Raw genomic sequence first — 17,491 nt, 5'->3', positions numbered from 1 at the left:
TGTCCTCAGTTTCGCCCCAATGGCGCTCTTGTTACCCGCCTGCGGCAGACCATCGCGGCGGCGTTTCATTGTTCCGCCGCAAGGCAGTCGCTATATCAAAGTCGTTGTTGCCTTTCTGCGCCCTCGAAGCGCAAGATGGAGCGACCGCGCCCGGCCAGGGATGGTTGCAATTTGGGCGTGACGAACCGGGAACTGGAACAGAGTGCTTTTTCGACGCCGAAAGCCTGATGGCATTCTGGAGCGGGTGCGTACCTATCTGTGGCCGCGCCGCTCGTTTTCGCGCTCGTTGCAATATTTCTCCAAGCGCATCCTGCGGCTGAAGGCGACACCGCATGCGGTCGCGGCCGGCGTCGCGGCCGGCGTTTTCGCCTCCTTCTTTCCGCTCGGCTTCCATTTCGCCGTCGCCGCCGTGCTCTGCTGGGTGGTCGCCGGCAATCTGGTGGCCGCCGCCCTCGGCGCGGTATTCTTCGGCAATCCGCTGACTTTCCCGCTGCTGTGGGGAGCGTCCTGGGAAGTCGGCAAGCTGATCCTGCATGAACGCCTGCCCAAGAACGGACCGCCTGCGCATCTTGGTGAGATGATGCACACGCTGTCGTTTGCAAAACTGTGGCATCCGGTGCTCGAGCCGATGCTGATCGGCGCTGTGCCGCTCGGCCTGATCTTCGGGCTGATCTTCTACGGTATCACCCGCTGGGGGATGACAGCCTTTCGCGAGCAGCGCAGGAAGCGCATGGCAGAGCGGGCGCATAAGGCCGAGCACCGCGGACGGGAAGTTCCGGCGGAATGATCATCGGCATCGGCAGCGACCTGATCGACATCAGACGCATCGAAAAGTCGCTGGAACGGCATGGTCAGCGCTTCATCCAGCGCATCTACACCGAGGTCGAACAGGTCCGCTCGGAAGGCCGCAAGGGCCGCGCAGCCTCCTATGCCAAGCGCTTCGCCGCCAAGGAGGCCTGCGCCAAGGCGCTTGGCACCGGCCTGGCGCAGGGCGTGTTCTGGCGCGACATGGGGGTCGCCAACCTGCCCAGCGGCGCGCCGACGATGGCGCTGACCGGGGGAGCGGCGGCACGGCTGGCCAAAATCCTGCCACAGGGGCACAGAGCGGCGATCCACCTCACAATCACCGATGATTTCCCGCTTGCTCAAGCCTTTGTGATCATCGAGGCGTTGCCCGCCGAACAAGCGCCACATTGATTGCATCAGACGACCGCTATCTAAAGCCGACTTGACGTTGCCCAGCGCGCGCCGAGACTCTATACCATCCAACGCACAATCGAGGACGACATGAGCGTGGCTGAAAAATCCGAGAAGAAATCCGGCGGGCTTGGCGAAATCGTCAGCGTCATCATCCAGGCTTTGCTGCTGGCGATGGTCATCCGCACCTTGCTGTTCCAGCCCTTCTCGATCCCGTCCGGCTCTATGCGGCCGACCTTGCTCGAAGGCGACTATCTGTTCGTCACCAAATGGTCCTATGGCTTCTCGCGTTATTCGCTGCCATTCGGCCCCGACATCTTTTCCGGCCGCATCTGGGGTTCCGATCCGAAGCGCGGCGACGTGGTGGTCTTCAAGTTCCCGCCGGATCCGTCGCTCGACTACATCAAGCGCGTCGTCGGCCTGCCCGGCGACAAGATCCAGATGAAGGACGGCCAATTGTTCATCAACGGCCAGGGCGTGCCTCGTGTGAAAACCGGCCAGATCCAAAATCCTGATATCACGGAAGTGCCTGAGCCGGTCGACGTCTATCGCGAGACCCTGCCCAACGGCGTCAGCTACGACACGCTCGACCTGACACCGAATTCGATCACCGACAACACCCGCGAGTTCGTCGTGCCCCCCGGCAACTATTTCATGATGGGCGACAACCGCGACAACTCCTCCGACAGCCGCCTCAGCGTCGGCTACGTGCCGGCGGAGAACCTTGTCGGCCGCGCCAACATCGTCTTCTTCTCGATCGCCGGGAAGGCGAGCCCGCTCGAGATCTGGAAATGGCCGTCGCTGGTGCGCCTGTCGCGCCTGTTCCATTTCGTGAATTGATGGCTTTGAAGCGCCCGACGGGTGAAACTCTGGCCGATTTGGTGACAGCCAAAACCGGCCATTCCTTCCGGGATGTCCGTTTGCTCGAGACCGCGCTGACCCATTCCAGTGCGGTCAAGGCAAGCAGCAACAACCAGCGCCTCGAATTCCTTGGCGACCGCGTGCTCGGCCTGATCGTTGCCGACCTGCTTTTCGAAAAGTTTCCTGAAGCGCCGGAAGGTGAAATCGCCCCGCGCTTCAATGCCCTGGTCGATGCGCGGACATGCTCCGAGATCGGCATTGAAATGCAGCTCGAAGATCTGGTTCGGGCCGACGCTGCCTTGAAGGCGCGCTCGCGTGGCTCGGGCGGAAACTATCTGGCGGATGCGGTCGAGGCGCTGATCGCGGCGGTCTATATCGACGGCGGCCTCGATGCCGCAAGGCAATTCGTCCTGCGCTACTGGGAGCCGCGCTCGCAAAAGGTGGTGGCCAAGCCGCCCAATCCGAAATCCGACCTGCAGGAATGGCTCGCCAAGACCAGCGATGTCAGGCCCGAATACGCGATCGAGAAACGCGAGGGACCTGAACATCAACCGGTTTTCACGGTGTCCGTGAAGGTCGGCGGGTTTGCGCCGGCAAGCGGCACGGGCGGCTCTCGCCGCGCAGCCGAAGAAGCGGCGGCATCGGCGTTTCTTATGCGCGAGGGCATCTGGGCCAACCAAGGGAGTGCGGCATGACCGGCAGCGAAGATCTCCCTCCGGCAGCGGAGCCCACGCATTCCGGCTTCGTTGCCCTGATTGGGGCGCCCAATGCCGGCAAGTCGACGCTGGTCAACCAACTGGTCGGCGCCAAGGTGTCGATCGTCACCCACAAGGTGCAGACCACCCGCGCCATCGTGCGCGGCATCGCCACGCATGACAACGCGCAGATCGTCTTTGTCGATACGCCCGGCATCTTCAAGCCGAAGCGCCGGCTCGACACCGCGATGGTGACCACCGCCTGGGGTGGCGCCAAGGACGCCGATATCGTGCTGCTGCTGATCGATGCCGAGCGCGGCATCAGGGGTGACGCCGACGCCATCCTCGAGCGGCTGAAGGACGTCCGCCAGCCGATGGTGCTGATCCTCAACAAGGTCGACCGGGTCAAGCACGAGGCGCTGCTGGCCCTGGCTGCGGCAGCAAACGAAAAGGTGCCGTTCAAGCGCACCTTCATGGTCTCGGCGCTGACCGGCTCCGGCTGCAAGGATTTGCTCGACTATCTCGCGCAAGCTCTGCCGGTCGGCCCCTGGTACTATCCGGAAGACCAGATCTCGGACCTGCCGATGCGCCAGCTGGCCGCCGAGATCACCCGCGAGAAGCTGTATCTGCGGCTGCATCAGGAGTTGCCCTATTCCTCGCATATCGAGACCGAGAAATGGGAAGAGAAACCGGACGGCTCGGTGCGCATCGACCAGACCATCTATGTCGAGCGCGACAGCCAGAAGAAGATCGTGCTCGGCCACAAGGGCGAGACCATCCGTGCCATCGGCCAGTCGGCGCGCATGGAAATAGCTGGCATTCTCGAGCAGAAAGTGCACCTGTTCTTGTTCGTCAAAGTGCGTGAAAACTGGGGCGACGACCCCGAGCGCTACCGCGAGATGGGGCTTGAGTTTCCCCATTGAGCTTCATCGTCTGGAAATGCCGCCCGGCAGTTTGAGACGATGACATGCCTGATCCAAAACCGACCATCCATACCGATCTCGTGCGCCGGTTGATCGCCGCGCAATTTCCGCAATGGCGGCATCTGCCGGTGAGGCCGGTGGCGTTTGGCGGCTGGGACAACCGAACCTTCCACCTCGGCAATGATATGACTGTGCGGCTGCCGAGTGCCGCACCATATGCCTTGCAGGTCGAAAAAGAGCACCGCTGGCTGCCCAGGCTGGCGCCGCTTCTGCCGCTGCCGATCCCGGTTCCACTGGCGATGGGCGAGCCTGGGGAGGACTACCCCTGGCAATGGTCCGTCTACCGCTGGATCGACGGCGAAACAGCCAAGACCGCCGAAATCGCCGATCGCCGACAGTTCGCGGTCGATCTGGCCAAGTTCCTCATTGCGCTCCGGCGGATCGATCCGGCGGGCGGGCCGCCCGCGGGCCAGCACAATTTCTTCCGCGGCGGATCGCTGAGCGTGTATGACAACCAGACAAGGGAAGCACTCCAGGCGCTGGAGGGGCAGATCGACACCCAGGCGGCCACCGCTGTCTGGTATGCGGCCCTTGCCGCCACCTGGCAAGGGTCGCCCGTCTGGTTCCACGGAGACGTCGCTTGGGGCAACCTTCTGGTCCAAAACGGCCGTTTGAGCGCCGTCATCGACTTCGGCACCTCCGGGATCGGCGATCCCTCTTGCGACCTGGCGATCGCCTGGACGTTCTTCCAGGGCGACAGCCGGGAGGCGTTCCGTGCCGCCATCGACGTCGATGAAGCGACCTGGGCGCGCGGCCGCGGCTGGACGCTGTGGAAGGCGCTGATCACCGTTGCCGGACACGACGCCAACCAAGCCGAAGCCGAGCGATCGCGCCGCGTCATCGACGACGTCCTGGCCGATCACCGGAAATTCGCGTGATCGGAGCCTTTCGACGATGTGCGGAGATCCAATGTCAGCACAGATCGCACGCGGTGCGCCAAAATCTTGATTTCGCCATGCAACCGGTGACAAGCTCCTGCCATGGAATGGCGCGACGAGGGAATCATACTCGGCACCCGGAAGCATGGCGAAACCAGCGCCATTCTCGAGGTAATGACGCGTGCGCATGGCCGCCATCTCGGCCTGGTGCGCGGCGGGCGCTCGCGCAAGCAGCAGCCGGTGCTGCAGCCCGGCAACCGGGTCGACCTTTTGTGGCGGGCACGCCTCGACGAGCATCTCGGCACCTTCCAGGCCGAGGCGATCGAGATGAATGCCGCCCGGTTGATGGACAGCGCAGTCGCCGTCTACGGCCTGCAGACCATGGCCGCGCATCTCAGACTCCTGCCCGAGCGCGACGCCCATGGCGGCCTGTATGAGACGCTTGCCGTGATGATCGCCCATCTGGACGATTCGGATGCCGCCGGCGAACTGGTGGCGCGCTTCGAACTGCTCATCCTCGACGAACTCGGCTTCGGCCTCGATCTCAGCCAGTGCGCGGCGACCGGCGCCAGGCAGGATCTGGCCTATGTCTCGCCGAAATCCGGCCGTGCGGTGTCGCGAGCCGCCGGTGCGCCGTGGCGCGACAAGATGCTGGCGCTGCCGGCCTTCCTGCAGCGCGGCTCCGGCTTGCGGGCGGACCACGCGGCACTCGAGGACGCCTTCCATCTGACCGGTTTCTTTTTCACCCGCCATGTCTACGAGCCGCGCGGCATCGAACAGCCCGATGCCCGTGCCGGCTTCCTCGCCGCCTTGCGCAAGCATCATTCGGGCGGCAATGCCGCCACTACGGCAGACGCTGCGCCAGAAAGGGGAGGGAGACTCGGTGGGTGCTGACCTCCGCAACCGTCCAGGTTCACAGCAAAAGCTGCATGCGGCAGCATTCCCTCCCCCTTGTGGGGAGGGTTAGGGTGGGGTACTCGTAGGGCAAGAGCCTCAGCCGGCCTTGCGATGCTCCATGAAATCATCGAGGATGGCGCGCTGACCGCCGAGGATCTTGAGGCTGGCCTCCGCGAAGGAAAACCAGCCGGCCCTGTCGATTTCGGGAAATTCCCTCGTCACGCCTGACCTGGGCGGCCATTCCATCGTGAACATGTTGCTTTTAACGGCATCGGGATCGAAATCGGCTTCGACACTCCAGGCGATGACGATCTTGCCGCCGGCTTGCCGATAGCTGCCGACAGGTTCGAAATCGCCATCGATGCTGACTCCGAGTTCTTCCCCAGCCTCGCGCCGGGCGGCGGCCAACTCATCTTCATTGTCCTCGACGAGGCCCTTGGGGATCGACCAAGCGCCTTCATCCTTCCTTGCCCAGAACGGGCCGCCGGGATGGACGAGCAGAAATTCGAGAATGCCGGCCCTTGTCCGGTGGATCAGCAGCCCTGCACTTCGTTTCGGCATTCGATTTCCTCATAGTTCATCCGAGGATAGCATGGCTCCTGGGCAAGTGGCGGCGGCATGCCATTCCTGGCTATCTCAGATGATGGGTGAGGATAAAGACCGTAGGCCGCTGGAATTTGCCGACGAAACATGCTCGATAACTTCTTTTCGGCCACTATTGCGGTGGCGTGACTTGAATAGCCGTCTGGGGTGGCCGTGTGGCCGCCGCAATTGTCAGTGAAAACTGGCCTGGTTTGGGGGAACCGCCATGTTTGAAAGCCTGATTGGCGCCGTCGTCGTTATCGTGCTTTTTGTCCTCGTCTTGCGCCAGCAGGGCCGCGTCAGTCTGATCGAGCGCGAGCTCGGAGCGCTGCGCAGCCTGGTTCTGTCCGGAGTGCATGCGACACCGCCCGTTGCCAAACCGGCCGAGCAGGCTGCAAGCGCACCGGCGGATGCCGCTCACGCTAGCGCACCAGTTGCCGACATAGCTTCGCCAACAACAGCAGACGCGGCACATGCCCAGGCACCGGCCGCCGAAGCCGATGCGGCCACCAGCGAGGCCGTGCCAGAACTGTCGGCCGCGGCCAAGGCGGCATTCACCGGATCCGCGCCTGCCGCCACGGCGAAGGCAGCCCGCCAGTCAGAGGTCGAAACGGCGCTCGGCACCCGTTGGGCGGTCTGGGTCGGCGGCGTCGCGCTGGCCCTGGGCGGCCTGTTCCTGATCCGCTACACCATCGAGGCCGGCATTTTCGGCCCCGAAGTGCGGCTGTCCCTGGCGGCGCTGCTCGGCCTGGTGCTGATCGGCGGCGGCGAGTTCATCCGCCGCACCGGCTTCAAGGTGCCGGTGCAAGGGGCTGCAGGCGCCTATATTCCGGCGATCCTGACGGCTGCCGGCGCCTTCATCCTGTTCGGTACGGTCTATGCCGCGCATGCCATTTACGGTTTCGTCGGGCCGGCCTTCGCCTTCACCGTGCTCGGCGCCATCGGCGTGGCGACCATTGTCGCCGCCCTCGTCCACGGCCAGGCCCTGGCCGGCATCGGTCTCGTCGGCTCGATGGCGACGCCGGCGCTTGTGTCCTCGCAGGCGCCCAACCCATGGGCGCTGTTCGTCTACCTGGCGATCGTGCTTGCCGCTACAGCCGTGATCGCCCGCATTCGCGACTGGAAATTCCTGATTGCGGCGGCCTTCTTCGGCACCGGCGCCTGGACCATCGTCTACATGATGAGCACGCTAGTCGCCGACCTTGCCGTCATCCTGTTCATCGACGTGGTGACGCTGGCGGTGCTTGCCTTTGTCTGGCTGGGCACACGTGACAGCGAAGCGGAGACGGCGAAGACCGGCTTCGACTGGCCCTCGATCGTGCCAGGCGTTTTCGTTGCGTTTTCAGCGCTAGGCCTGTCCGTCGACACGACGCTGGTCGCCGCCGGCGGCGCCTTGCCGGGCGCCTTCGTCCTCGTCGCCCTTGTCGCCACCGCACTCTACCGGCCGCGCGCGCTGCCGCTGCTGCATGCCGCCGGCGTGGCGAGCGTGATGATCCATCTCGGCATCATTCCGCCCACCACCATCGGCTCCGACATAACCCAGGGGAATATCGGCTTTGACGGCATGCCGGTGGCGGCCGGAAATCCGTTGACGCTGCGCATCGGCATTGCCCTCGGCCTGGTTTTCATCGGCGCCGGCCTCTGGGCCGCACGCCGCTTCGCCGCCTCAGCACGGGTCCGCGCGGCATGCTGGGCGGCATGGGGCGTCGCTGCGCCGCTGCTTATTCTGCTGACGCTGTGGCTCGCCTACGGCAATCTCGACCGCGACCTTGTCTACGCAGCGATAGCTGCCCTTCTGGTCGTCGTCTTCGCCGCCGGCGGCGAATGGATTGCGCGCGCCGAACAGCCGCCGCTCAAGGGCGACGTCGCCGTCTCCTTCGCGCTTTGCGGCTCGGCTCTGGCCGGGCTCCTGATGCTGCACATGGCCTTCGGTTCCGGCTGGACCACGTTGCTTGCCGGCGTTGCCGCCATCGTGCCGGCGCTGGCGACGCGTTGGCGTTCTTATCCGGTGCTGGGCTGGATTTCGGTCGGCGCGGTCGTCGCCGTGCTCGGCCGCGTCGCCTTCGATCCGACCATCGTCGGCGCCGAGTTCCTGACGACGACGCGGGTGTTCAACTGGCTGCTGCCGGGATACGGCGTACCGGCGCTAGCCTTCGGCTTTGCCGCCTGGCAACTCGCGCGTACCACCCCCGCACTACCAACAACTGGTAATGGCCGGCCGCGCCTAGCGATGGAGGCGGGTGCAGCCCTGTTTGCGCTGCTCACCGTCGCCATGCTGGTGCGCCACGCCATGCATGGCGGCGTCATCGACACCGGCCCGGTGACGCTCGCCGAACAGGCGATCTATACGCTGATCGCCATCGGCGCCGGCGCGATACTGGTGGCCATCGACATGCGCTCGCCAAGCTCTGTGCTGCGCTACGGCTCGATGGCTGCCGGCGTGCTCTCGGTCGCCTTCATCGTCCTCCAGCATTTCCTGGTGCTCAATCCGCTGTTCACCGACGAATCGACCGGCCAGATCCCGGTGTTCAACCTCTTGTTCCTGGCTTATCTCCTGCCGGCCATCGCTGTCGGCGGGCTGGCGCTCTATGCCAGGGACAAGCGGCCGCCATGGTATGCGCAGATGCTGGCGGTGGTGGCGGCATTGCTTGTCTTCGCCTACGCCACACTGTCGGTCAGGCGCGTGTTCAAGGGCGAGTTCATCGGCCTGTGGAGCGGCCTCGGCCAGCTCGAGACCTACACCTATTCGGCGCTCTGGCTGGTCATCGGCGTCGTGCTGCTCACCGCCGGCGTCTGGCTGAAGTCGCAGGTGCTGCGCATCGCCTCGGCGGCGCTGATCGCGATTGCCGTGGTAAAAGTCTTCCTGTTCGACATGTCGGAACTGGAAGGCGTGCTCAGGGCGCTGTCCTTCATCGGTCTTGGCGCCGTGCTGATCGGCATCGGCCTGTTCTACCAGCGGCTGCTGACGCGGGCGGCGAGGGAGGCCAACGCTGCAACTTGAAGTGATATACGAGATGGAATATATGAATATCCAACGGAGGATATTCGATGCCGCTCTATATCCGCGACGACGAAGTGGATGCGCTGGCCAGCAGATTGCAACGCGAGACGAACGCTCCGAGCAAAACGGAGGCGGTGCGGGTCGCGCTCGTGCACGAACTTGAGCGCAATCGGGCGAAGGTGCCGCTGCGCGATCGGATCGCCAGTCTTCAGGACAGGGCCAGGAAGCTTGGCCTGCCCAATCCCGATTTCGATATGAAGAAGTTCACCGACGAGATGTGGGAAGACTGATGTTTGTCGACGCGTCGGTGATCGTCGCCATTCTCAACCAGGAACCTGGGTGGGAGGAATTGCTGAAGCAGCTATCCGGTTTTTCCGGGCAGGTCTGGGTTTCTCCGTTGGTTCCCTTCGAAGCAACACAGGCATTGGCAAGGGCCGGCGCCGGCCCGCGCAGACCCAGCGCTGAAGCCCTTCTCCATGCCCGCGATCTGATCGATGAGTTCATTGTGGAGATCATGGGAGAGAGTCTGGCCATTGACGACAACATCAGCTCTCGGGCCATTGACGCGAGTGCCCGTTACGGCAAAGCCGTTGGCCACAAGGCGGATCTGAATCTCGGGGACTGTTTTGCTTACGCCTGCGCGAAAAGCCGCGATCTTCCACTGCTATACAAAGGCCATGATTTCGCACAGACCGATTTAGGATAATTCGGCCCTTTTGTTGATTGCGGGGAATAATTTAGCCGATCAACTCGTTATCTCACTGCTTGGGTGACCGGGGCGGCAGACCGCTTCGCGCTGGCCGCTTGCGCCGCGCCGGGAAGGCGCGTTCAATCGGGTTAAACAAGGGCGACCTCAGAACCAGCGGTCATGGACGAAAAGAAGGCAGCAATCCTTGGCGAAATACCGCGCCTGCGCCGCTACGCACGCTCGCTTCTGCGCGACCGCGAATCCGCTGACGATCTCGTCCAGGATTGCCTCGAACGAGCGCTCTTGCGGCTTGAAAGCTGGCAGACGGGAGAAAGCCCCCGGAGGTGGCTGTTTACGATCATGCATCATTTGTTCATCGATCAGATGCGCAAGGTGAACCGGCGCGGTGAGGCGGCGATCCTGCCGCTTGACGCAAACGAGGCGCAGGCAGTCCCCGCCGAGCAGGCCGAGAACGCCGCCTCGCGCGAGATCATCGACGCATTGCAGGCGATCAGCCCCGACCGCCGCGCCGCTCTCGTCATGGTCGCCATCGAAGGATTCTCCTATGCCGAAGCCGCCAACATTCTCGGCGTGCCCGCCGGCACGCTGATGTCGCGCATAGCGCGCGGACGCGAGGAGCTGCGCAGCCTGCTCGATGACACGGCGCGCCGCCGCTCGATAAGGATCGTCGAGAAATGACCCGCCGCGATTTTTCCGAACGCGATATCCACATGGCTCTCGACGGCGAGCTGCCGGGCGACGAGCGCGCCGCCTACGACGCCTGGATCGACGCCAATCCCGAAATGAAGGCGAAAAGCGCCCGCTACACCGCCGACCGCGCCGCGTTGCGCGCCGCCTTTGCCGGTGTGCTCGACGAGCCCGTGCCGGTGCTGTTCAAGCAGATCGTTAGCGGTGAAGGCGCGACCAAAGCGGCGGCGCGGCAGTCGCGCTGGTGGCTTGCGGCCGCGGCGGCCGCAGTGCTCGTCATCGGCGGTCTTGGCGGCTATTTTGCCGGCATCGACGGCATCGGCAGGGAAGATGGCGCCGATGACCAACTGGCCGAAGAGGCGATCGCCGCCCATGTCATCTATGCCGCCGAACAGCGCCATGCGGTGGAAGTGCCGGCAAGCGACAAGGATCACCTGCAGACCTGGCTGTCCAACCGCGTCGGCCTGAAACTGGTGGCGCCGGATCTGGTGGCGGAAGGCTTCCAGCTGGTTGGCGGCCGGCTGCTGCCCGCCGGCCAGGGCAAGGCAGCGATGCTGCTTTACGAGGACGCCAAGGGTCAGCGCATCTCCTTGTTCGTTACCGCTGATTCCTCAGCCAAGTCCAAGGGCACCTACATGGCGGACGCCGACGGCCCCGAGGCGGTCTACTGGCTGGACAAGGGCTATGCCTGCGCCGTCGTCGGCTCGCTGCCGCGAGAGCAACTGGCCGCGGTCGCCAAGCGCGCCTACGGTCAGCTTCTGGCCGGTATCGCCAGTTGAGCACATTCGGTTTTGGCGTCATGCGCCGAGGCGGCGCCGCACCTGGCGGTGCCGCGGTCACCGCCCGCCACTCGCGGTGGAACTGTCACAATTCGGCCCTATTCAAGGTGCGATAGCGCTTGGCTGATATCGGCGTTTCGGCTGATGTTTGCGACGTTTTTGACCGCGGCCTTTTCCTCCACCCAATCGAGGTTTTCCAAACCCGCATGCCTGCCGAGATTCGCAAGGCCCGCGCGTCCGACGTCGATGACCTCGCCGCCATCGAGAAGGCGGTTTTTTCCAGTGACCGCATTTCCCGGCGCTCCTTCCGCCTGTTGATCGAACGCGAGACAGCCGAGATGCTGGTCGCCGAAAGCGATGGCCGTGTCGCCGGCTACGCCATCGTGCTGTTTCGCAAGGGCAGCGGCGTCGCCCGGCTCTATTCGCTTGCCACCAGCCCGTTTTTCAGCGGCCGCGGCATTGGCCGCATGCTGCTTGCAGCGGCCGAAGAAGCTGCCTTCGAGCACGACCGCATGATGTTGCGCCTCGAAGTGCGCGAGGACAATCTTCGCGCCATCGGCATCTATGAGCAGAGCGGCTACCGCAAGATCGGTCGCGAGCCCCACTATTACGAGGATGGCGCCACCGCGCTGCGCTACGAAAAGACCTTGCGCGGCGATATTCCGGTCGCCACCAAAGTCCCGTTCTACCAGCAGACCTGCGAGTTCACCTGCGGTCCATGCTGCCTGATGATGGCGATGGCCAATTTCGATTCCGGCTTCGTGCCCGATCCGGTCATGGAAATCCGCCTATGGCGCGAGGCAACGACCGTGTTCATGATGTCCGGCCCGGGCGGCTGCGAGCCCTTCGGCCTTGCGGTTTCCGGCTACGAAAGCGGGCTTGCGGCGGAAATCTTCGTGTCCTTCTATGGCGCGCTGTTCTTGCAATCGGTGCGCAGCGACGACAAGCGCCGGGTGATGGAACTTGCCCAGGTGGACTTTCGCCGCCGCGCGGAACTTTACGGCATCCCGGTGAATTACCGTCCGTTCACCATCGATGATATCCGCGGCGCCCTGGCTCAGGGAAAACTGGTGCTGGTGCTGATCAGCGGCTTCCTGATGTTCGGCAAGAAGGTGCCGCATTGGGTGCTGGCTATCGGCGACGATGGCGACCACATCCTGATCCACGATCCCTGGGTCGAGGACGAAAGACAGGAGACCATCCTCGATGCCGCCAACATTCCCGTGCCGCACGGCATCTTCATGAACATGGCGCAATTCGGCCGCGACGGACTGCGTGCTGCCATCACTCTTGGGAAACGCTGATAACAATGACCTGGGTCATCCTCACCGGCCGTCAGAACGATCTCGACCCGGCGGCGACGCCGCACAAGATCATCACCAACCGTGACTATCTTGCGCATCCGGCGCTGTTTCGCGGCCAGCAGCCGAAGGTCATCAACCTGTCGAACAATTACGCCTACCAGAGCCGCGGCTATTATGCCTCTCTGCTCGCCGGTTCGCGCGGCCACAAGGTCATCCCGACGGTCGAGACGATGATCGACCTGTCCGAGCGCAAGCTCTACGAGCACGCGCTGCCGGAACTGGAGCTGGCGCTCAACAAATGTCGCAAGGATCTCGGTGGCGTATTCCCGCAAAAAATCTGCATCTTCTTCGGCATCGGACCGTCGAAGGTCTGGGACCGCTTCGCCAAGCTGTTGTTCGACTGGTTCCGCGCTCCGGCGCTTGAGGTTCACATCAAGGACAGCGCCGAATGGGCTTCGATCCGCAAGATCGGCTTCCTGCCGCTGGCCAGGATGGCCGAGGAGGAAGAAGCCCTCTTNCCTCTTCGTGCAGGCGCTCGAGACGTACACCAACCGCGAGTGGCGCGACACCAAGGGCCGCACGCCGGCACGCTACACCTTCGCCACGCTGGTCGATCCGCATGAGGAACTGCCGCCGTCGGAGATTTCCTCGCTGCGTTACTGGGCCAAGATCGCCGAAAAGATGGGCGTCGAAATCGAGCCGATCACCAGGAAGGACCTGGCCAAGCTCGCCAATTACGACGCGCTGTTCATCCGCGAGACCACCTCGATCTCAAACCACACCTACCGCTTCGCGCGCCGCGCCCAGCAGGAAGGCATGCCGGTGATCGACGACCCGCTGTCGATGATCCGCTGCACCAACAAGGTCTATCTCAACGAACTGATGGCCTACAACAAGGTGCCGGTGCCGCCGACGGTGATGATAGCCGGCACCTCGGACCTCGAACTGGCGGCGCAGACGCTGGGCTTTCCGCTGGTGCTGAAGATCCCGGATTCATCGTTCTCGCGCGGCGTCAAGAAATGCGGCAACTTCGAAGAACTGAAGACGCTCGCCACCGAGTGGCTGGAGGATTCCGATCTCCTGATCGCGCAGAAATTCATCCCGACCGAATATGACTGGCGCGTCGGCGTGCTCGGTGGGCAGCCGCTGTTTGCCGTGCATTATCTGATGGCGAAAAAACACTGGCAGATCGTCAACCACAAGGCCAGCGGCAAGCCCGACCAGGGCGGCATCAAGACCTTCACGCTGAAAGAGACGCCGCCGCATGTCGTCGACACCGCGGTGAAGGCGGCGCGCTGCATCGGCGACGGGCTTTACGGCGTCGATCTCAAGGAAACCAAGGATGGCGTCTTCGTCATCGAGGTCAACGACAACCCGAACCTCGACCATGGCTGGGAGGATTCCGGCGAAAAGGACGAAGTCTGGGTGCGGCTGACGCAATGGTTCCTGGAGCGGCTGGACCGTCCCGGGCGTTAGTTTGCCGTCCCGGGCGGTAATTCAACCGAGGGGGAAAAATGCAGTTCATCGTCATCGAGGATTTCACCGGCTGCGACCGCAAGGAGATCTACCGCCGTTTCGGCGAGCGCGGCAGATTGAAGCCGGACGCGCTTGTCGTGCACCACTCCTGGATCGCGGCTGATATGAGCCGCTGCTTCCTGCTGGTCGAGGCCGATGACGTCACGCTGCTGCAGCGCTGGGTCATCGAATGGTCTGACCTGGTGGAGTTCGAGATCATTCCCGTGGCGACGAACAAGGACATGGTCGCCGCACTGGCCGGCCATCTCTGAGCAGTTCGGTCCATCAGCCGAGCACCGGCGAACCCACCGACCGCCGGCATTCCTCAATCAGCCAATTGCGAAACGCCGCCACCAGGTCGCGCCTTGCACTGCGTTCCGGGATCGTCAGGCAATAGGGCTGACGCAGCGCGATCGATAGGGCATTAGCCCGGACCAAACGGCCCAATTCCAGCGCCCCGGCGCAATAAATGCCTTGCGCCAGCGCCACGCCCAGCCCTGAAATGGCAAGGTCGAGCGCTGCCCGCGACGAGTTCGCCGACAGGCCGCGCTGCACTGCGCGGCCGGGCTCTATGCCCGCCGCCTCGAACCATGTGCGCCAAGACGGAAACGACGCGCCGGTCGGTCCCCAGTCGGTGTGAATCAGTGGCAGGCCGGCGAGGCTGTCGGTTTTGGCGGTGAGTTCTGGCGCGCAGACGGGGTAGACGGCGTCCCTGACGATCTCCTCGCTCGGGTGTTCACGATAGTGCGGGCCGAAGGACAGCCGGATGTCGATCAGTTCGCGGTCGAACGGCACCGGATCGTCATCGCCGCGCAGGGATATGTCGACGGCGCCGTGGCTGGCGACAAAGCCGGCGAGGCGTTCGGAAAGCCAGCCCATCGCCATGGACGGCGGCACCGATACGACAAGCCGCGGGCGGAAGGCATCGCTGCCACGCGCGATGCTGCCGATCTCCCGAAAAGCCAGGGTCAGCCGGGGCAGCATCTCGACGCCGGCTTCCGTCAGCACCACGCGGCGGTTGACGCGATGGAACAGTTTTCGACCCATCTGCTCCTCGACGGTGCGAATGAGCTGGCTGACCGCAGCCGCCGAGATCGAGAGCTCATCCGCCGCTGCGGCGAAACTCCCCGAGCGCGCCGCCGCCTCGAAGGCTTGAAGTCCTCTCAGGGAAGGAAGCGCGGTCATTGGGTGATCCGATAGGTAAGGTCAGCTTATCTGTGTCGCAGAAATCCTCGTCTTTCGAAAGCTTTCTTATTCGAGTAGCTTGGCGCCATGACCGTATCGGCCCAGTTTGAACCCAGAGACCATCGCGACGTCGTCGCGTCTCTGACCAATGAGCAGCGCAGCCGCCTGACCGGCAAGTCGGACGGGCCGGGTCTGGTCCAACTCGCCTTCCATCTCGGCGCGATTGTGGCTATCGGCGGGCTGATTGCGGCCAAGGTGTCGTACTGGCCGCTGTTGATGTTGCCGCAAGGCATTCTTATCGTCTTCCTGTTCACGCTGCTGCATGAGACGGTGCACAGGACGGCGTTCGAGACGCAGTGGCTCAACGATGCCGCCGCAAGGGTCTGCAGCCTGGCGATCGCGCTGCCCGCCGACTGGTTTCGCTATTTCCACTTCGCCCATCACCGTTTCACCCAGGATCCAGAGACCGATCCGGAACTCGCCTTCCCGAAACCGGAGACGATGCGGCAATACATCGTCCACGTCTCGGGCCTGCCGGTGTGGTGGGGGCATTTGCAGACACTCTACACCAACGCGATTGGCGGCTGCCACGACAGCTACGTGCCGCCGAAAGGCCTGCCCAAGGTGCGCACTGAAGCCCGCGCCATGATCGCTTTCTATGTCGTGGTCGCCGCGCTAGCCCTGTGGTTCGAGGCAAGTGTACTGCTCTATGTCTGGATCGTGCCGGCGCTGCTCGGCCAGCCCTTCCTCAGGCTCTATCTGCTGGCCGAGCATGGCCGCTGCCCGCTTGTCGCCAACATGCTGGAAAACACCCGCACCACGCTGACCAACTGGCTGGTGCGCAAAGTCGCCTGGAACATGCCGTATCACGCCGAGCACCACGCCTATCCCGGCGTGCCCTTCCATCAGCTGCCGGCCTTCCACCAGCTGATCGAGCGCCATCTCAAAGTCGTCGAACCCGGCTATGTCAGCTTCCACGAGAAATACGTCGAGACCTTGCGCTGAGGCGCTCGGCCGTCAGCGTAGCGTCTGCTCAACGAGCGTGACGAAATAGCGGAGCACGGTGGGGACGATGGCGTCGTTGAAGACATAGCGATCGCCGTGCAGCCCTTCGCCCGGTCTGACCGCTCCTGCGCCGACCCAGGCATAGCAGCCGCCGGCTTCGCGGACCATGTAGGCAAAATCCTCGCAGCCGAGGCTCGGGTTGAATGCGGTCTCGACCTGCTCGCGGCCGACAACCGCGGTTGCCGCCTGGACGGCCCGGTCAGTGGCAGCCGACGTGTTGACCAGCGGCGGGTAGCCTTTCTTGTAGGCGAGCTTGGCGGTGAGTGCATGCGCCGAGGCAATGCCTTGCGCGATGTCGCCGATCAGCCTTTCGCAATGGCCCGACAAAGTGGGCTCGAAGAAGCGGCAGGTTCCCTGCAGCCAGACCTTGCCCGGCACGATGTTGCCGACATTGCCGCCATGGATCTGGGTGATCGAAACGACCAGCGCCATTTGCGGGTCGACCGAACGGCTGACGATGCGCTGCACGGCTTGAACGAAGGCGCCGGCCGCGAGCACGGGATCGTCGCCTAGCTGCGGCATGGCGGCATGCGCGCCGGTCCCCTCAAAGTTCAGTTCGAAAGTGTCGACGGCCGCCATCATCGACCCGGCACGGGCCGCGATCTTTCCGAGCGGCAGCCCCGGCCAGTTGTGGACGGCGTAGATGGCTTCCACGGGGAAGCGCTCGAACAGTCCGTCCTCTATCATCCGCATGGCGCCGCCTTCATTTTCTTCCGCCGGCTGGAAGATGAAACAGACGGTGCCGTCGAAGGCTCTGTTGTCGGCGAGCAGCTTGGCGGCGCCGAGCAGCATCGCGATGTGCCCGTCGTGGCCGCAGGCATGCATCACGCCGTCTTTCTTCGACGCATATGGCAATCCTGTCTTCTCCAGCACGGGCAAGGCATCGAGTTCGGCCCGAAGCCCGATGGCGCGCACGCCTGGCCGTCCTCTGAGGACGCCAACCACGCCGGTGCCGCCTATGCCTTCATGAACCTCGTCGAGCCCGAAGGTGCGCAGCTTGTCGGCGACGAAGCGCACGGTCTCATACTCTTGGAAACCGAGTTCGGGGTTGGCGTGGATGTGATGCCGCCATTCCACCACCTGCGGGGTGAGGGCGGCGATGGGGTCGTTGTGCAGCATTGCGCTCTCCTTGCCGGCTATCCTAAATTCGGCC

The 17,491-nt window shown here is 63.8% G+C and carries 18 protein-coding genes and 1 pseudogene; 16 read left to right on the top strand and 3 right to left on the bottom strand.

Features of this window, described 5'->3' with window-relative positions; translation table 11 throughout:
* Positions 1-202: 202 nt before the first annotated feature.
* The 7 genes from X750_RS151100 to recO all read left to right on the top strand — a co-directional run bounded on the left by X750_RS151100 (position 203) and on the right by recO (position 5,508).
* A complete protein-coding gene (locus tag X750_RS151100; RefSeq protein WP_023709783.1) occupies positions 203-787 on the top strand; it encodes a DUF2062 domain-containing protein in 585 nt (194 codons plus the stop codon).
* Positions 784-1,197, top strand: a complete 414-nt coding sequence (gene acpS, locus X750_RS151105) for a holo-ACP synthase (protein WP_023670240.1) — start codon at positions 784-786, stop codon at positions 1,195-1,197. The genes X750_RS151100 and acpS overlap by 4 nt, the downstream gene beginning before the upstream one ends.
* 90 nt (positions 1,198-1,287) lie before the next feature.
* Positions 1,288-2,037 (top strand): signal peptidase I, encoded by a 750-nt coding sequence (gene lepB / locus X750_RS151110; protein ID WP_023670241.1) that lies wholly within the window; start codon positions 1,288-1,290, stop codon positions 2,035-2,037.
* Positions 2,037-2,753, top strand: coding sequence for a ribonuclease III (gene rnc / locus X750_RS151115; RefSeq protein ID WP_023670242.1), 717 nt, complete (start codon positions 2,037-2,039; stop codon positions 2,751-2,753). Before lepB ends, rnc begins: the two co-directional genes overlap by 1 nt.
* Positions 2,750-3,676, top strand: a complete 927-nt coding sequence (era, locus tag X750_RS151120) for a GTPase Era (protein ID WP_023747463.1) — start codon at positions 2,750-2,752, stop codon at positions 3,674-3,676. The genes rnc and era overlap by 4 nt, the downstream gene beginning before the upstream one ends.
* Before the next feature lie 44 nt (positions 3,677-3,720).
* Positions 3,721-4,614 (top strand): aminoglycoside phosphotransferase family protein, encoded by an 894-nt coding sequence (locus tag X750_RS151125; RefSeq protein WP_023747462.1) that lies wholly within the window; start codon positions 3,721-3,723, stop codon positions 4,612-4,614.
* Positions 4,615-4,716: 102 nt separating this feature from the next.
* Entirely contained in the window at positions 4,717-5,508 is a 792-nt protein-coding gene (gene recO, locus X750_RS151130) for a DNA repair protein RecO (protein WP_023692858.1), read from the top strand.
* Positions 5,509-5,607: 99 nt separating this feature from the next.
* Here recO and X750_RS151135 read toward each other — a convergent pair whose 3' ends face one another.
* Positions 5,608-6,072 carry an NUDIX domain-containing protein gene (locus tag X750_RS151135; protein ID WP_023670246.1) on the bottom strand — a complete coding sequence of 155 codons (465 nt, stop codon included), beginning with the start codon at positions 6,070-6,072 and terminating at the stop codon, positions 5,608-5,610.
* Positions 6,073-6,319: 247 nt separating this feature from the next.
* On the opposite strand from X750_RS151135, the gene X750_RS151140 reads away from it, so the two are divergent.
* The 8 genes and pseudogenes from X750_RS151140 to X750_RS151170 all read left to right on the top strand — a co-directional run bounded on the left by X750_RS151140 (position 6,320) and on the right by X750_RS151170 (position 14,360).
* Positions 6,320-9,094, top strand: a complete 2,775-nt coding sequence (locus X750_RS151140; RefSeq protein ID WP_023747461.1) for a DUF2339 domain-containing protein — start codon at positions 6,320-6,322, stop codon at positions 9,092-9,094.
* A gap of 47 nt (positions 9,095-9,141) precedes the next feature.
* Entirely contained in the window at positions 9,142-9,384 is a 243-nt protein-coding gene (locus X750_RS151145; protein WP_023670248.1) for a type II toxin-antitoxin system VapB family antitoxin, read from the top strand.
* Positions 9,384-9,800: a type II toxin-antitoxin system VapC family toxin gene (locus X750_RS151150; protein ID WP_023747460.1), complete on the top strand. Its 417-nt coding sequence runs from the start codon at positions 9,384-9,386 to the stop codon at positions 9,798-9,800. The genes X750_RS151145 and X750_RS151150 overlap by 1 nt, the downstream gene beginning before the upstream one ends.
* Before the next feature lie 162 nt (positions 9,801-9,962).
* Positions 9,963-10,481 (top strand): RNA polymerase sigma factor, encoded by a 519-nt coding sequence (locus tag X750_RS151155; protein ID WP_023670250.1) that lies wholly within the window; start codon positions 9,963-9,965, stop codon positions 10,479-10,481.
* On the top strand, positions 10,478-11,269 hold the full coding sequence (locus X750_RS151160; RefSeq protein WP_023687291.1) for an anti-sigma factor: 792 nt from the start codon (positions 10,478-10,480) through the stop codon (positions 11,267-11,269). Before X750_RS151155 ends, X750_RS151160 begins: the two co-directional genes overlap by 4 nt.
* A 206-nt stretch (positions 11,270-11,475) precedes the next feature.
* Positions 11,476-12,573, top strand: coding sequence for a peptidase C39 family protein (locus X750_RS151165; protein WP_023692865.1), 1,098 nt, complete (start codon positions 11,476-11,478; stop codon positions 12,571-12,573).
* A gap of 5 nt (positions 12,574-12,578) precedes the next feature.
* Positions 12,579-14,049: pseudogene (locus tag X750_RS01000000162890) on the top strand (RimK family protein).
* A gap of 38 nt (positions 14,050-14,087) precedes the next feature.
* On the top strand, positions 14,088-14,360 hold the full coding sequence (locus tag X750_RS151170; RefSeq protein WP_023670254.1) for a DUF3303 family protein: 273 nt from the start codon (positions 14,088-14,090) through the stop codon (positions 14,358-14,360).
* 13 nt (positions 14,361-14,373) lie between these two features.
* On the opposite strand, the gene X750_RS151175 is transcribed toward X750_RS151170, so the two are convergent.
* Positions 14,374-15,273 (bottom strand): LysR substrate-binding domain-containing protein, encoded by a 900-nt coding sequence (locus X750_RS151175; RefSeq protein WP_023747459.1) that lies wholly within the window; start codon positions 15,271-15,273, stop codon positions 14,374-14,376.
* 87 nt (positions 15,274-15,360) lie between these two features.
* Here X750_RS151175 and X750_RS151180 point away from each other — a divergent pair, with 87 nt between their 5' ends.
* Positions 15,361-16,278 carry a fatty acid desaturase family protein gene (locus X750_RS151180; protein WP_023747458.1) on the top strand — a complete coding sequence of 306 codons (918 nt, stop codon included), beginning with the start codon at positions 15,361-15,363 and terminating at the stop codon, positions 16,276-16,278.
* 12 nt (positions 16,279-16,290) lie between these two features.
* On the opposite strand, the gene X750_RS151185 is transcribed toward X750_RS151180, so the two are convergent.
* The gene (locus X750_RS151185) at positions 16,291-17,457 is read right to left on the bottom strand and encodes an amidohydrolase (protein WP_023747457.1); all 1,167 of its coding nucleotides are present in this window, start codon (positions 17,455-17,457) and stop codon (positions 16,291-16,293) included.
* Between the last annotated feature and the right edge of the window lie 34 nt (positions 17,458-17,491).

The sequence above is a fragment of the Mesorhizobium sp. LNJC391B00 genome, assembly GCF_000502535.1.
In the GTDB taxonomy this organism is placed as follows: Bacteria; Pseudomonadota; Alphaproteobacteria; order Rhizobiales; family Rhizobiaceae; genus Mesorhizobium.
The sequence above is the reverse complement of the archived record's forward strand: the minus strand, read 5'-3'. Positions and strand labels throughout refer to the sequence as shown.